We start from the raw sequence: 14,394 nt of genomic DNA on the forward strand, positions 1-14,394 counted from the left end.
CCCGTCGCCTATCGTCGTGCCATGCTGATCCACCCCTGGGACGCGGGCGACGACGAGCGGTCCATCGCTTACCTGAAGGACAACCAGTTCGGGCACCTGATCGCCGCCGGCAGGGGCAGGGACCTGCCGGTGGTGGTGCCCACCCAGTTCCTGCTGCGGGACGAGCAAACGATCTGGCTGCATCTCGCGCGGCCCAACCCCATCTGGCCCGCCATCGAGGAGAACCCCAAGGTCCTCCTGTCGGTGGCGGGCCCTTGGACGTACGTCCCCGGCAAGTGGCGTGCCGAGAGCGGCATCGACCCGTCGCTCGGCGTGCCCACCACGTACTACTCCTCGGTCCAGCTCGTCTGCCACGCCGAGATCGTCACCGACCCCGAGGGCAAGCTGGAGATCCTGCGCGCCCAGCTCGCCGACCAGGAGCCGGGGCACGGCGACCCCGCGCGGATGCCGCGGCTGCTCGCGGGGCTGCTGGGGCTGCGGCTGGCGGTGGAGGAGCTCCGCGGCAAGTTCAAGTACGACGGGCACAAGGACGCCGGACTGCGCGAGCGGGTGGCCGCCGAACTGGCCGCCCGCGGCGGCCCCGGCGACGAGGCCGCACTGCGCCACCTGACCTGACCCCCTGCCACAGCCGCCTGAGCAGGGCGGTCAGCGCAGGTGGGACGCTTTGAGTCCCAGGTGGACGGTGAGCCGGTCGTCGCCGTCGGACAGGTCGCGGCCGGTGAGCCGTTCGGCCTTGCCCAGCCGGTAGTAGAGCGTCTGCCGGTGGATGCCGAGCTCGGCGGCGGCCTTCTGGGCGTGGCCGCCGAGGTCGAGGTAGACCTCGACGGTGCGGGCCAGCTCCGGGTCGAACGGCGCCACCGCCTCGGCCAGCTCGCGCAGGTCGCCCACGCCGAGCCGGGCCAGCAGCCGGTACGCGCCCAGCTCCTCCCAGCGGGCGACCGGCGCGTGCCGGGGGAAGTTCTCCGCCACGCGCAGCGCCTGCCGCGCCTCCCGCCAGCTCAGCCAGGCGTCCGCCGGGTCGGCCCGGGCCGCGCCGATGCCCGCGGCCGTCCCGTACGCGCCCTGGACCGTCCGCGCGACCTCGGCGGCGAGGTGCGCGGGGGCGAGCAGCGCGACCGGGGAGCCGGCGCGGGCGAGCACCCCGCGCGGGAGCGTCCACAGCGCGGCGGCGCGCTCCTCGGACTCGCGCACCGCGACGGCGGCCACCGGACCGGACATCTCCGGGAAGGCGGCGGCCCGTTCCTGCGGGTCGGGCGACAGCAGCGCGTCGAGCCGGCGGCCCAGGTCCTGGCGGCTCCTGGCCTCGTGGGCGAGCGCGGCGGCGGCCCTGGTCACCAGCGGGGCGACGCGGTGCAGCCGGGTGTCGGCGAGGCTGCCGGAGTCGAGCAGCCACAGGTAGCCGTAGGTGACGTCGCCGTGGCGCAACGGCCAGCAGATCCTGGCCAGCACCTTGAGCCGGTCGTCGGCCGGGATCCGGACGGGGCCGTCGGCCCGGGCGATGCCGTAGCGTTCGAAGTAGTCGCGCACCTCCTGCGAGGCGCGCCGGCGCAGGATCGACTCCTGGCGGACGGTGTCGATGTCGCCGTGCTGCGCCCCGTACGCGAGCAGGCGGAACGAGCGGTCCTCCAGCGTCGCGGAAGCGCCGAGCAGGCCCGCGATCTCGTCGACGATCTCCTGCAGATCAGCGGTGTTGTGCATGTGTATGACAGCCTGCCACACCTGGCGTTACTCGCGTCCATAGACCTCTCTGACCTGCGGTTTTAGCCTGGACGCATGTTGGGACAAGTGCTGCTCGCCGCTTCGGGGAGCCGGCTGGTGCGCCGGTCCGTGTCGGGCTTCCCGCTCACGCGCAGGGTCGTCGACCGCTTCGTCGCCGGTGAGAGCGTGCCGGAGGCCCGTGAGGCGATCCTCCGGCTGCTCGGGACCGGCCTGTCCGTGACCGTCGACCATCTCGGCGAGGAGACCCGCGACGCGGGTGACGCCGCCGCCATCGCCAAGGCGTACCTCACGCTGCTGGAGGAGCTGCGCCCGCTGGAGCTGGGCCGCGCCGCCGAGGTGTCGGTGAAGCTGTCGGCCGTCGGGCAGGCGCTCGACGAGGACCTGGCGCTGGAGCACGCGCGGGCCGTCTGCGCCGCCGCCGCGGCGGGCGGCTCCACCGTCACGCTCGACATGGAGGACCACACCACGGTCGACTCCACGCTGCGGATCCTGCGCGAGCTGCGCCGCGAGCACCCGTCGACGGGCGTGGCCGTCCAGGCCTACCTGCACCGCAGCGAGGACGACTGCCGGGCCCTGGCCCACGAGGGGTCGCGCGTGCGGCTGGTCAAGGGCGCCTACCGGGAGCCCGCCACGGTCGCGTACCAGAGCAAGGCGGACGTGGACAAGGCGTACGTGCGATGCCTGCGGATCCTCATGGCGGGGAAGGGGTATCCCATGGTGGCGACGCACGACGACCGGCTGATCTCCATCACCGAACTGCTCGCCGACCGCCACGGCCGCTCCCGTGGCGACTACGAGTATCAGATGCTGTACGGGATCCGCACGGACCGGCAGGAGGCCCTGGCCGGAGCCGGTCACACGGTCCGCGTCTACGTGCCGTACGGCGCCGACTGGTACGGCTACTTCATGCGCCGGCTGGCCGAGCGCCCCGCGAACGTCGCCTTCTTCCTTCGTGCCCTTGGAGGCAAGTGATTATGGATGCCATCAGCAACGTGCCGGCCCCGGCCAACGAGCGGGTTCTCGGGTACGCGCCCGGCAGCGCGGAGCGCGCGGCCCTGGAGTCCCGGATCAAGGAGCTGTCCGGCGCCTCACTCGACCTGACCATGACCATCGGCGGCGAGCAGCGGCTCGGCGGCGGCACGCCCATCGACGTGGTGCAGCCGCACAACAAGGCCGCGGTGCTCGGCCGCACCCGCGAGGCGGGCGCGCAGGACGTGCGGGCCGCGATCGACTCGGCGCTGGCCGCCGCCCCGGCCTGGCGCGCGCTGCCGTTCGACGAGCGGGCGGCGATCTTCCTGAAGGCCGCCGACCTGCTGTCCGGGCCGTGGCGGGCCACGCTCAACGCGGCCACGGTGCTCGGCCAGTCGAAGTCCGTCCAGCAGGCGGAGATCGACGCGGCCTGCGAGCTGATCGACTTCCTGCGCTTCAACGTGGCCTACGCCCGGCAGATCTACGCCGACCAGCCGATCTCCTCGCCCGGCGTGTGGAACCGGATGGAGTACCGCCCGCTCGAAGGCTTCGTGCTGGCGATCACGCCGTTCAACTTCACCGCCATCGCCGGCAACCTGCCGACCTCGGCCGCGCTGATGGGCAACGTGGTGGTGTGGAAGCCGTCGCCGACGCAGCAGTTCGCCGCGCACTTCACGATGCGGCTGCTGGAGGAGGCCGGGCTGCCGCCGGGCGTCATCAACCTGGTGACCGGTTACGGCGAGGCGGTCTCCGAGGTGGCGCTCACCCACCCCGACCTGGCCGGCATCCACTTCACCGGCTCGACCGCCACCTTCCAGCACCTGTGGCGCACGGTGGGCGAGAACATCGCCTCCTACCGCGGCTACCCGCGCCTGGTCGGCGAGACGGGCGGCAAGGACTTCGTGCTGGCCCACCCGTCGGCCGACCCGGCGGTGCTGTCGACGGCGCTGATCAGGGGCGCCTTCGAGTACCAGGGCCAGAAGTGCTCGGCGGCCTCGCGGGCGTACGTGCCGCGCTCGGTGTGGGACCGGATGCGCGACGACTTCGTGGCCGTGGCCGAGTCGCTGACCGTGGGCGACGTGGCGTCGGACCTGTCGGCGTTCATGGGCGCGGTGATCGACGAGCGGGCCTTCGCCAAGCACAAGGCCGCCATCGACCGGGCGCGCTCAGCCTCGCACATCGACGTGCTGACGGGCTCGTACGACGACTCGACCGGCTATTTCGTGAAGCCGACCATCCTGGAGTCGGCGGACCCGACCGACGAGATCTTCGTCAAGGAGTACTTCGGGCCGATCCTGGGCGTGCACGTCTACGACGACGCCGACTTCGACGCGGTGCTCACCCAGATGGAGAGCGTCTCGCGGTACGCGCTGACCGGCGCGTTCATCGCCCAGGACCGCTACGCCATCGCGGCGGCGTCGGAGAAGCTCCGCTTCGCGGCGGGCAACTTCTACGTCAACGACAAGCCGACCGGGGCGGTCGTGGGCCAGCAGCCGTTCGGCGGCGCCCGCGCGTCGGGCACCAACGACAAGGCGGGCTCGATGTACAACCTGGTCAGGTGGGTCAGCGCCCGCGCGGTCAAGGAGCTGTTCACCCCGCCGACCGACCACCGCTACCCGCACATGGGCTGATCTCGGCCGGTCAGGACACTCTGACGCGGTCGAAGCGGGTGGCGGCGTCGCGGACCGCCGCCACCAGCGTGTCGTCGGCGCCGAGCTCCGGGTCGAGCGCGTCCAGGACGCGGTGGGCGCCCTCGGCCAGCGGGCCGGCGGCGAGCACGGTCAGCTCGGCCGCGCGCGGGTCGCTGACCGGGGCGCCGTGGCCGCGCAGATGGCTGATCCAGGCGGCCAGGATGAGGGCCGCCCCTTCCGGCACGCGACCGGCGGCGCGTTCGGCGCGCAGCACGGGCAGGACGCGTTCCGGCAGCTTGCGGGAGCCGTCCGCGGCGATCCTGGCGAGGCTGTGGCGGATGCGCGGGTTGGCGATCCGTTCCAGCAGCGCCTGGCGGTACGCGTCCAGGCCGGCGGCGGCCCGGCCGAGATGCCGTCCGGCCTCCGACCACCACCGTTCCAGCCAGCCGCGGCAGGCGTCGTCGCCGCTCGCCTCCGCCAGCGTGGCGTGCTCGCGGATCGAGCCGGCGTAGGCGAGCAGCGAGCAGGAGCCGTTGACCAGCCACTGCTTGCGATGCTCGTACGGGGTGACGTCGGTGGTCAGCAGGGCGCCGGCGTCCTCCCAGCGCGGGCGGCCGGCCGGGAACCGGCCTGCCAGCACCCACTCGGCGTACGGCTCGGCGGTGACCGGGACGCGGTCGTCGCGGCCGGTGGCCTCGGCGACGGCGCGCAGCCCGGACGGGCCGGTGTGCGGGGTGACCCGGTCGGCGACGGTGGCGACGACGGACACGTTCTCGTCCAGCCAGCCGGTCAGCTCCTGATTGACCTCGTCGGCCATCTCGTACAACAGGCGGGACAGGATGGCGCCGTTGCCGGCCGTGTGGTCGCACGCCACCAGCGTGACCGGGCCCGCGTCGGCGCGGCGGCGGGCGGCGAGGCCGGCGAGCAGCCGGCCGCGGGTCGTGCGCACCGGCGCGGCCGGGTCGGCGCGCAGGGCGGCCACGTCCTCCCGGACGTCCGGGTGGTCGCGGGCGCCGAGCTCGGTGATGGTGACGGCGGCCACCTCGGGCGCGCGGAACAGGCGCAGCAGGGCGTCGTGGTCGGTCGCCGGCCACGCCTCGGACACGGTCGCGATCACCTCGAACCGGTCGCCGTGGGCGCTCCTGGTGATGAGCGTGTAGAGGCCCTGCTGGGCGGCGAGCAGGTCCGACGCCTCGTGCCCGCCAAAGGCGGCGAAACCCCACTCCTCGCCGTCGGGCGCGTGCTCGGTGTACCAGGCCTGATGGGCGCGGAAGAAGTCACCGAGCCCGAGGTGGATCAGCCGGACGGGCGCCGCGGGGCGGGCCGCGCCGGCGCGGCGGGACAGTTCGCTGCTCATGATCAGACCTTTCTCGGCCGGTGGTACGTGGTGATGTGTCAGGCGGGCCTCCGGTCGAGCCGGTGCGCGGCCAGGGCGCCCAGGTCCACCTCGTCGAGGCTGGTGACGACGAGGTCGGCGTGCGCGCCGGCGAGTATCCGCGCGTCGTCCGCGCGGGCCACCCCGAGCCCCGCCATGCCGCCGGCCTTGGCGGCCTGGACGCCGCTGACGGCGTCCTCGACCACGAAGCAGTCCTCCGGAGGCACGTGCAGCTCGGCGGCCGCGGTGACGAAGATCTCCGGGTCGGGCTTGCCGTGCTCGAAGTCACGGCCCGACAGGTCGGCGTCGAAGAAGTCGGCGAGGGTCTGGCCCCGCCGGATGAAGTCGTAGGACAGTCCCTGCTCGGCCGCGAACGTGTCGAGCCGGATCCTCCGCAGGAACAGGTCGGCGTTCTTGGACGAGGACGCCACCGCCGACGGGATGCCGGCCGCGCGGACGGCCAGCGCGAAGCGGAGGGCGTCCGGATAGGCGGTGAACTCCCCCGCGTCGATGAGCCGCACCACGATCCGCTGCTTGTGCGCGGCGTACTGCTCGACCCGCCGCTCGGCGTCCGGGACCTCGAAGTACTGCAGGGCGGCCAGCGCGCCGCTCATCCGCGGCTTGCCGGAGATGACCCGCTGGTAGACCTCCGGTGTGAACCGGTCGTCCGACCAGGTGGTCCGGTCGCGGACGTCCGCCCACTCCCCCTCCATCAGCTCGCGCAGCGCGTCCTTCCACGCGCGCTGGTGCGGCGAGTCGACGAGCACGCCGTCGACGTCGAAGATCGCGCCCTGGAATCCGGCGGCGGGCATGGTGCGGCCCCTCTCTCGGGCGGGTGGCCCTCCCGGGATGGTGAAGACGCAGGTCCCTCCGGGGACGAGCTCGCGGACGTCGTCGCCCACGCCCGCGTGCAGCGGGCCCCGGAACCCCTCCGCCTGGGTGAACAGGATGAGCTGGTCGCCCTCGATGCTCAGCCTGAGCGTGGTGCCGCGGAAACGCATGGAGAACGAGACGCCGTCGAGCCGGTCGACCAGGCGGGGCGACAGCCTGAGCACGTCACCGGTGATGCTGGTGCCGACGTAGCAGCGCTGGAGCAGGTCGAGGGTCCCGGACATGACGCCCATGTGGATGCCCTCCTGGGTGGTGCCGCCCTGCACGTCGTTGACGTCGCTCTCCAGCGCCGCCAGGTAGCGTTCCCACGAGCTCTCCGGGTCGATGGCGGCCAGCACCCCCGCGTAGGTGACGAAGCTGAGCGTCGAGCCGTGCGTGGTGCGCGCGTCGTAGTACTCGATCGTGCGCTTGAGCAGGTCGGCGTCGTAGTCGTAGCCGAGCCGCCCGAACAGCTCGCGCTGCTCCTGCTCGTCGAAGAGGAAGAACAGCATGACCGTGTCGGCCTGCTTGGACAGCTTGTAGCGGTTGGGGTCCTTGCCCTCGGCCCTGAGGATCCGGTCCATGCGCTGGAGGTTGTGGTAGCGGGCGCGGTAGTGGTCCCAGTCGAGCTCCTCCAGGTCGCCGTAGCCCTCGAACTGGCTGATGACGCCGTCGTGGAACGGGATGTACATGCGGCGGCTCATGTCCTCCCAGGTCGCCAGCTCCTCGTCGGTGACCTGGAGGCTGCGCCGGATGCTCGCCGCGCGGCTGCTGGGCAGCAGGTCGAGCACTTTGGGGGCGGTGGCGGCGATCCAGGCCGCCATGGCGTTGGTGTAGGCGTTGTCGCGCAGCCCCGGCTCCTCGGTGTCGGGGTAGCGCTCGTGGAATTCGTCGGGCCCCATCACGCCGTGGATCTCGTACCGCTGCCTGGCGGGGTCGAAGTGCGCGATCGACGCCCAGAAGCGGGCGATCTCCAGCATCAGCTCGGCCCCGTAGTCGCGCAGGAACTCCAGGTCGTCGGTGGCCTGGAAGTAGCGCCACACGTTGTAGAAGATCGCCGCGTTGACGTGCCGCTGGTGGTGGCTGAGGTCCGGGTCCCATTCGCCGGACATCGGGTTGAGGTGCAGCTGCTGGGTCTCCTCGGTGCCGTCGCTGCCGCTCTGCCAGGGGAACATGGCGCCCCGGTAACCGGCCTCGGCCGCGGCGGCGCGCGCCTCGGTCAGCCGCCGGTGCCGGTACAGCAGCAGGGCCCGGGTGATCTCGGGCAGGCGCAGGTTGAGGTACGGGTAGACGTACATCTCGTCCCAGAAGACGTGTCCGCGGTACGCCTCGCCGTTGAGTCCGCGGGCGGGCACGCCGGCGTCGTGCCGGGCGGTGTGCCGGGAGCAGACCTGCAGGACGTGCGCGATGTGCAGGCGCAGCAGCAGCTGGGCGCGCGGCTCGGCGGGCAGGCGCACGTCGCAGCTCTCCCACAGCTCGGTCCAGGCCGACTCGTGCTTGTCCAGCGCCCCGGCGAAGTCGGGGTAGCGCAGCACGTGCCGGCCGGCGGCGGCCAGCGGCTCGGTGATGGCGTTGTCGTGCGAGGTGAACATGGAGACGAGCTTCTCCACCCGGCTGGGCCGGCCCTCCTCGACGTCGAAGCTGAGCACCTCCTGGATGTAGTCGGCCATCTGGTGCAGCCGCCGCTCGGTCGCGGCGGGCCGGTCGCCGTGGAAGGCACGGGTGCGGGCGGCCTGGGCGATGTAGAGGTTGGACTGGCGGGTCTTCACCTCCAGCGCGATCACGTCGGGGCCGAACGTGCGCGGCGACACCGGATCCAGGTGGCGGCCCTCCAGGTCGCGGTAGCGGACCACGATGTGGTTGCTCATGCGGCCGTCCAGCGCGGAGACCACCTCGACCCGGCCCGACCAGTTCTCCGGCGTCAGCGTCCACTCGATCGCGGCCTGGTGGCTGTGCGCCATGCTGACGAACCGGCGGCTGCGCAGGCTCGTCACGCGGCCGGCGGCGTCGCGGAAGCGCAGGTCCCGCTGGACCAGGGCGAGCCGGATGTCGTAGGTGTGCCGGTAGCCGAGCACCTCCACGTCGCCGAACCGGACCGCCCCCTCGCCTTCGACGCGCAGCTTCAGCGGCAGCCAGTTCGGCAGGTTGACCAGGTCCTCGTTGAGCACCGGGTGACCGTCGAAGATCGAGGTCTCCCGGTTGTACCCGCCGTGGGTGTAGGTGCCCGGGTAGTGGAATTCGCCGATGTCCTCCCACTCGGCCGTGCCCCTGGTGCAGAAGTAGCCGTTCCCGGTCGAGGTGATCGCCTCGCGCAGCTTCTCCGCCTCGGGATCGTAGTGGTCGTAGGTGAGTACGAAGCCGTCCATGGTGCCCCCCGCGACAGCCTGTCCCGGTCCGGCTACCCTGCCACCGGGCAGGAAACCCTCACGGCGGCGGCATGACCAGGGGAGATCCGGCGCGGGCGGCGGTCAGGCCGCCCAGTCCTCCGAGCGGCCCAGCCGCCAGTAGCCCATGAAGGCCACCGCGCGGCGGTCCATGCCGCGTTCGGCGACCAGGTGCCGCCGCAGGGTCCTGATCATCGCGGCCTCGCCGGCCAGCCACGCGTACAGCGGGCCGGACGGCGCCTCGGGCACCTCCCAGAGCTCGCCCGCGTCGACGTCCACGTCCTGGAAGTCCTCGGACGCCGGCAGCGCGGGCAGCAGCCGGTGGGCCGCCTCGCGCACCGCCGGGACGAGGTGGGCGCCGTGCGGCGCGCCGTCCCTGGCCAGCCAGGTGACCTTGACCGCGCTGCCGGTCTCCACGGGCAGGAAGTCTCCCCGGGTGGCGACCTCCAGGAGCGCCTCGCCCTCGACGCCGGCGGGCAGGCGTTCCAGGATGGAGCAGATGGCGGGCGCGGCTGTCTCGTCACCGGCGATCAGCACCGCGCCGGTGCCCTCCGGGGGGCGGAACTCCAGGCCGGAGGGCGGCCCCTGGTAGCGGCCGTCGGGCCCGAGCACGACGAGCTCGTCCCCCACCTCGGCCGCCGTCGCCCAGCGGGACATCGGGCCGGTGTCGCCGTGCAGCACGATGTCCACGTCCAGCTCACAGGCCTCGGGGCGGGCCCGGCGGACGGTGTAGGTGCGCATCGGGTTGCGGTCCTCGTCGGGCATGGCGCGCCACTGCCCGTACCAGTCGGAGCCCCCGGGCAACCGGCTCAGTCCGTGGGAGGGCACCGGCAGGATGAGCTTGATCCGCTGGTCATAGCCGTTGTCGGCGAAATGCCGCAGGTCGTCGCCGGTGAACGTGACGCGCAGGAACGTCGGGCTCAGGCGGTCCAGCCTGCCGACGCGGACGCCGAACATGCGGAAGGGCTCGGTCATGGCGGGTCTCTCTCCTCAAAGTATGTCAGGTTAGGCAAACCTAACCTGACATATCCTGATTCGGAAACCCCGGCCCTCGTCGGATCACACCTCCGGCGGATCCGGGAACGCCTCCGGCCCGGCCAGGCCGGTGCTCTCCAGCAGCCGCTGGTGGTTCAGCACGGCCTTGTTGCAGGACTCCGCGAACGTGCGCACCAGCGTGTTCTGGGTGCTGCCGCGCACCTGCCCGATGAAGGCGAAGATCTGCCCGTGCGCCAGCCGCAGCCACTTCACGTAGGTGACGTCGTAGTCGCGGCCCGACCTGCCGGAGATGTCGGCCATCCACTTCTGCTGGTCCTCGGTCGGCCGCACGGGCAACCGCACGTCCAGCTTCTGCGCCAGGTCGCGGGCCTCGTTGTCGAGGGCGTGGTGCTGTTCGGAGATCTCCCGGCTGATCTCCCGTACGCGTGAGCTGTTTCCCCGCTGTATCGCCTCCTGAGCGATCGTCATCTCCCACAGCGTGGCGAGACGAACCTTCTTGATCAGATCCCGGTCGGCCGCGGACAACGGCCCCCACTTCGTCGGCCGGGTCTCGCTGTCGTCGCCGCTCTCCGCAGCCTGCGCGGTGGGCTCGGCGTCCTCTTCCCGGGTCAGGCTCGTCGCGGGCGGCGCCATCAGCTCTTCCGGAATCTCCGTCGGCACCGCGTCGGCCACCTGCGCCGTGTCGGTCGCCGGCGGCACGGCCGGGGCGGTGCAGGCCGTGCCGGCGGCGACGGTGACGAGGCAGGCCGCGGCGAGAGCGAGACGGCGGTGTCCCTGTCGAGATCGCACGTGCCGTCATCCCCTTCCGGATCCTCGGACTGGTCACCTTGAGGTACGCGGCGGACCCCTCAGGTGTTCACTCCGGCTCCGGATCCCGGCGCGCCCCCACCGGGAAGACGTCGAAGTGGACGACGACGCGGCCGAGCGCCGGGTCCGCCGCCGGCTCCTCGATGCGCGCGTCCGACAGGGCCCGGTAGCGCTCCAGCACCGCGAAGATCGCGTCCCGCATCGCGGTCGTCTCGGCGGGCGTCAGGCGCAGCGCGCGGCGGCCGAAGCCGCTGGCCTGGACCCACTCCTCCGGCGCGTCCCGCTCCTCCTCGCGCCAGCGGGCCAGCTCCGCGCCGCGCTGCCGGATCAGGTCGTCCATGAGGAACTCCAGCGCCTCGGCCGCCTCCGGCTCCGGCGGGGTCTCCCCGTAGGAGTAGCCGCCCGGCGTCACCCGCCAGTACTTCTCCTTGCCGCGCCCCATCCCCGGCACGATCTCGATCATCTCGTGCCTGGCCAGCTCGCGCAGGTGGTAGCTGGTGGCGCCGGTGTTCTCCCCCACCTGGCCGGCGAGCTGGGTGGCGGTGGCGGGGCCGCGCTCCTCCAGCAGCTCGTACAGGCGCAGGCGCAGGGGGTGGGCGAACGACTTGAGCGCGCCCGTGTCGAGGGTCCTGGCGGAATAGCTCTTGCGCTCCACAGTGTGCAAACCTATCTTTGCAAAGGAATCCATGCACAGTTCTCCTTACACACTAACGGAGCCCCGTCTTGTCACGCCTCGGCCGATCCTTCGGCTTCCTGCTGTCGTCCACCGCGCTGTCCAACCTGGCCGACGGCGTGCTGAAGGTCGGCGCGCCGCTGATGGCGGTCTCGTTCACCCGCTCCCCCGCCCTGGTGGCGCTGGCGGGGGCGGCGGCGACGCTGCCGTGGCTGCTGCTCGCGCTGCCCGCGGGCGCGCTCGTCGACCGGCTGGACCGCCGGCGGATCATGGTGGCGGCGAACGCCGCGCGCGCCGCGGTGCTGGCCGTGGCGACGGCGCTGGCCGCGCTCGGGCTGATGAACCTGTGGGTGCTGCTGGCCGCCGTGTTCCTCGCGTGCGTGTCGGAGGTGTTCGCCGACACCTCCGCCCAGGCGGCGCTGCCCATGGCCGTGCCGGAGACCGAGCTGACCCGGGCCAACGGGCGCGTCGTCGGCGTCCAGATCCTGGGCAACGACTTCGCCGGGGCGCCGCTGGCGGGCCTGCTCGTCACGGTCCTGCCCGCCGCCGTGCTGGGCGCGCCGGGACTCCTGTACGGGGTCGCGGGGCTGCTCCTGCTGGGCATGCGCGGCCGGTTCCTGGCCCCGCGCGCGGCGCCGCGGCCGGTCGCCGGGGAGATCACCGAGTCGCTCCGCTACCTGTGGTCGCACCGGTTCCTGCGCACGCTGGCCCTGTCGGCCGGGCTGATCAACACGGCCGGCGCCGCGTACTTCGGGGTGCTCGTGCTCTGGGTGGTGGGCGACGGCTCGCCGATGGGCCTGGCGCCGAGCGGCTACGGCCTCATGCTCACCGTGTTCGCCGTCGGGGCCCTGGCCGGATCGCTGGTGGCCGGCCGGGCCGGTCGCCTGGCCGGGGACGCGCCCGCCTTCGTCATGCTCTGGGCGGTCTGCGCCCTGGCGCACCTGGTGCCGGTCCTGCTGCCGGTCCCCTGGCTGCTGTACGCGACGGCGGTCGTGTGGGGGGTGTCCGGGGCCGCGGCGAACGTGCTCGTGATCAGCACCCGGCAGCGGATCATCCCCGGCGAGCTGCTGGGCCGGGTGAACGCCGCCTACCGGCTGCTCGGGATGGGCGGCATGCCCCTCGGCGCGGCGCTGGGCGGGCTCGCGGGAGAGGTGGCCGGGCTGCCGGCGGTCTTCGCCGGGGCGACGGTGGTCCAGTTGCTCGCGGTCTGCTGGATCGGACGGGTGGTATTCTTTCCGACTTCCAAGCGGGTGACCAGCGGCGTTACCATTCCCGACATAACCGGATCACGTTAGGCACCCACAACAGTGCGCTGAGATGACATGATTACCCCTGTCAATGAGGGGATGGTATGCGGGAGATCGGCGGACGGTACCTCCTTAACGAGGAGGCCGGTCGTGGGGGCATGGGCGTCGTATGGCGCGCGTTCGATCGGCTTCTCCACCGGGAGGTGGCGCTCAAGGAGCTGACGCTCACCGGCGAGGCCGAGATGGTGCGTCGGCGCGTGCTGCGCGAGGCCCGGATGGCGGCCAGGCTGTCGCACCCGAACATCGTCACGGTCCACGACCTCATCGAAGAAGGCGGCAAGCTCTGGATCGTGATGGAGTATCTCGACGGGCTCTCCATGCACCAGTTGCTCTCCCAGGTGGGCACGCTGCCCGCCCAGTCGGTGGCGGCGATCGGCCGTCATCTGCTGGCCGCGCTGCGCACCGCCCACCAGGCAGGGGTGCTCCACCGTGACGTGAAGCCGGCCAACGTGATGCTGACCGGCGACCGGGTGGTGCTGACCGACTTCGGCATCGCCACCGCGGAGGGCGACATCCGCAAGACCACGACCTCCAGGCGGCTACGCGGCACGCCCGCGTTCATGGCCCCCGAGCGGCTCTACGGCGGCCCGGCCAGCAAGGAGGCCGACATGTGGTCGTTCGGCGCCACGCTCTACAGCGCCATCGAGGGCCAGCCGCCCTACCCGGGCCAGGACGCCGCGACCGTGCTCGGCATGGCGCGCAGCGGGCCGTTCCCGCCGCCGCGCCGGGCCGGGGTGATGCGCCCGCTCATCGAGGGGCTGCTCCACCACGACCCGCGCCACCGCTACTCGCTGTCGCAGACGGAGACCCTGCTGGCGGGCATGCGGGCGAGCGCCTACCAGACGGCCATCTAAGGCCGTCTAGGTTCCGGCCGGCTCCTCGTGGGCGCCGCCGCCCGCCGCCTTCTTCGCGGCGCGGGCCTCGGCCTCCGCGGCGTCCAGCGCCGCCGCCTCCTCGGGGGTGGGCGCGGTGCCGCCCAGGTGGGCCGGCTGCCACCACACGCCCTGCGGGATCTCCGGGTAGGTGCGCTGCGCCCGGTCGACCAGCTCCGAGAGCCGCGCGTGGAGGGCCGTGGTGTGCTCGGCGACGTCCTCGCCGCGCTTGGGGTGGATGGGCTCGCCCACCAGGATCGTGATCGGCACGTGGCGCTGGAAGATGCGCCGCTCCCTGCCCTTGGTCCACAGCCGCTGCGTGCCCCAGAGCGCCACCGGGATGACCGGCACCTTGGTGGCCTGCGCCATCCGGATCGCGCCGTTCTTGATCTCCTTGACGGTGAACGAACGGCTGATGGTGGCCTCGGCGAACACCCCGACCATCTCGCCCGCCTTCAGCATGCGCAGCGCGGTCGCGTACGAGCCGGCGCCCGCGCCGCGGTCGACCGGGATGTGCTTCATGCCGCGCATGAGCGGGCCGGAGATCTTGTGGTCGAACACGTCCTGCTTGGCCATGAACCGCACCAGCCGCCTGGCCGGCAGCGCGGCGTAGCCGGCGAAGATGAAGTCGAGGTAGCTGATGTGGTTGCTCACCAGGACGGCGCCGCCCGTCGACGGCACGTGCTCGGTGCCCTCCAGGTGGAAGCGGTAGTCAAGCACGCGAAACAAGGTCCGCGCGGCAGCGATCACCGGCGGGTACACGATCTCGGCCATGTGCAGACGGTAGCCTA

At 72.4% G+C, this 14,394-nt stretch carries 12 protein-coding genes; 5 read left to right on the plus strand and 7 right to left on the minus strand.

What is annotated here, in order from left to right:
- Positions 1-21: 21 nt before the first annotated feature.
- Positions 22-615 carry an FMN-binding negative transcriptional regulator gene (locus ACIBF7_RS12005; protein WP_397197070.1) on the plus strand — a complete coding sequence of 198 codons (594 nt, stop codon included), beginning with the start codon at positions 22-24 and terminating at the stop codon, positions 613-615.
- A gap of 30 nt (positions 616-645) precedes the next feature.
- Here ACIBF7_RS12005 and ACIBF7_RS12010 read toward each other — a convergent pair whose 3' ends face one another.
- Positions 646-1,698 carry a PucR family transcriptional regulator gene (locus ACIBF7_RS12010; RefSeq protein WP_397197071.1) on the minus strand — a complete coding sequence of 351 codons (1,053 nt, stop codon included), beginning with the start codon at positions 1,696-1,698 and terminating at the stop codon, positions 646-648.
- Positions 1,699-1,773: 75 nt separating this feature from the next.
- Between ACIBF7_RS12010 and ACIBF7_RS12015 the strand changes: the two genes are divergently transcribed.
- Both ACIBF7_RS12015 and pruA read left to right on the plus strand, forming a co-directional pair.
- Positions 1,774-2,691: a proline dehydrogenase family protein gene (locus ACIBF7_RS12015; protein WP_397197072.1), complete on the plus strand. Its 918-nt coding sequence runs from the start codon at positions 1,774-1,776 to the stop codon at positions 2,689-2,691.
- A gap of 2 nt (positions 2,692-2,693) precedes the next feature.
- Complete coding sequence (gene pruA / locus ACIBF7_RS12020) at positions 2,694-4,319, plus strand: L-glutamate gamma-semialdehyde dehydrogenase (RefSeq protein ID WP_397197073.1); 1,626 nt, start codon at positions 2,694-2,696, stop codon at positions 4,317-4,319.
- A gap of 10 nt (positions 4,320-4,329) precedes the next feature.
- Here pruA and ACIBF7_RS12025 read toward each other — a convergent pair whose 3' ends face one another.
- From ACIBF7_RS12025 to ACIBF7_RS12045, 5 genes are all read right to left on the minus strand, one after another.
- Positions 4,330-5,676 (minus strand): mannitol dehydrogenase family protein, encoded by a 1,347-nt coding sequence (locus ACIBF7_RS12025; RefSeq protein ID WP_397197074.1) that lies wholly within the window; start codon positions 5,674-5,676, stop codon positions 4,330-4,332.
- Between the two features lie 38 nt (positions 5,677-5,714).
- Positions 5,715-8,930, minus strand: a complete 3,216-nt coding sequence (locus ACIBF7_RS12030) for an HAD-IA family hydrolase (protein WP_397197075.1) — start codon at positions 8,928-8,930, stop codon at positions 5,715-5,717.
- Between the two features lie 102 nt (positions 8,931-9,032).
- On the minus strand, positions 9,033-9,923 hold the full coding sequence (locus ACIBF7_RS12035; RefSeq protein ID WP_148032555.1) for a siderophore-interacting protein: 891 nt from the start codon (positions 9,921-9,923) through the stop codon (positions 9,033-9,035).
- An 84-nt stretch (positions 9,924-10,007) separates the two neighbouring features.
- Positions 10,008-10,733 carry a DUF4142 domain-containing protein gene (locus tag ACIBF7_RS12040; protein WP_397197076.1) on the minus strand — a complete coding sequence of 242 codons (726 nt, stop codon included), beginning with the start codon at positions 10,731-10,733 and terminating at the stop codon, positions 10,008-10,010.
- Between the two features lie 67 nt (positions 10,734-10,800).
- A complete protein-coding gene (locus ACIBF7_RS12045) occupies positions 10,801-11,406 on the minus strand; it encodes a winged helix-turn-helix domain-containing protein (RefSeq protein WP_397197077.1) in 606 nt (201 codons plus the stop codon).
- Positions 11,407-11,474: 68 nt separating this feature from the next.
- Here ACIBF7_RS12045 and ACIBF7_RS12050 point away from each other — a divergent pair, with 68 nt between their 5' ends.
- Together ACIBF7_RS12050 and ACIBF7_RS12055 are read left to right on the plus strand one after the other, a co-directional pair.
- Positions 11,475-12,719: an MFS transporter gene (locus ACIBF7_RS12050; protein ID WP_397197078.1), complete on the plus strand. Its 1,245-nt coding sequence runs from the start codon at positions 11,475-11,477 to the stop codon at positions 12,717-12,719.
- A gap of 56 nt (positions 12,720-12,775) precedes the next feature.
- A complete protein-coding gene (locus ACIBF7_RS12055; RefSeq protein ID WP_148032559.1) occupies positions 12,776-13,585 on the plus strand; it encodes a serine/threonine-protein kinase in 810 nt (269 codons plus the stop codon).
- 6 nt (positions 13,586-13,591) lie between these two features.
- Here the strand turns inward: ACIBF7_RS12055 and ACIBF7_RS12060 are convergent, their stop codons facing one another.
- Entirely contained in the window at positions 13,592-14,377 is a 786-nt protein-coding gene (locus ACIBF7_RS12060; protein ID WP_148032560.1) for a 1-acyl-sn-glycerol-3-phosphate acyltransferase, read from the minus strand.
- Positions 14,378-14,394 lie beyond the last annotated feature (17 nt).

It is taken from the genome of Nonomuraea sp. NPDC050478, from assembly GCF_044458265.1.
Taxonomy (GTDB): domain Bacteria; phylum Actinomycetota; class Actinomycetes; order Streptosporangiales; family Streptosporangiaceae; genus Nonomuraea; species Nonomuraea ferruginea.

Coding starts and splice junctions, on each gene's coding strand:
- ACIBF7_RS12030 (WP_397197075.1), bottom strand. CDS start 8,930: ATGGACGGCTTCGTACTCACCTACGACCACTACGATCCCGAGGCGGAG.
- ACIBF7_RS12015 (WP_397197072.1), top strand. CDS start 1,774: ATGTTGGGACAAGTGCTGCTCGCCGCTTCGGGGAGCCGGCTGGTGCGC.
- ACIBF7_RS12055 (WP_148032559.1), top strand. CDS start 12,776: ATGCGGGAGATCGGCGGACGGTACCTCCTTAACGAGGAGGCCGGTCGT.
- ACIBF7_RS12025 (WP_397197074.1), bottom strand. CDS start 5,676: ATGAGCAGCGAACTGTCCCGCCGCGCCGGCGCGGCCCGCCCCGCGGCG.
- pruA (WP_397197073.1), top strand. CDS start 2,694: ATGGATGCCATCAGCAACGTGCCGGCCCCGGCCAACGAGCGGGTTCTC.
- ACIBF7_RS12005 (WP_397197070.1), top strand. CDS start 22: ATGCTGATCCACCCCTGGGACGCGGGCGACGACGAGCGGTCCATCGCT.
- ACIBF7_RS12060 (WP_148032560.1), bottom strand. CDS start 14,377: ATGGCCGAGATCGTGTACCCGCCGGTGATCGCTGCCGCGCGGACCTTG.
- ACIBF7_RS12035 (WP_148032555.1), bottom strand. CDS start 9,923: ATGACCGAGCCCTTCCGCATGTTCGGCGTCCGCGTCGGCAGGCTGGAC.
- ACIBF7_RS12010 (WP_397197071.1), bottom strand. CDS start 1,698: ATGCACAACACCGCTGATCTGCAGGAGATCGTCGACGAGATCGCGGGC.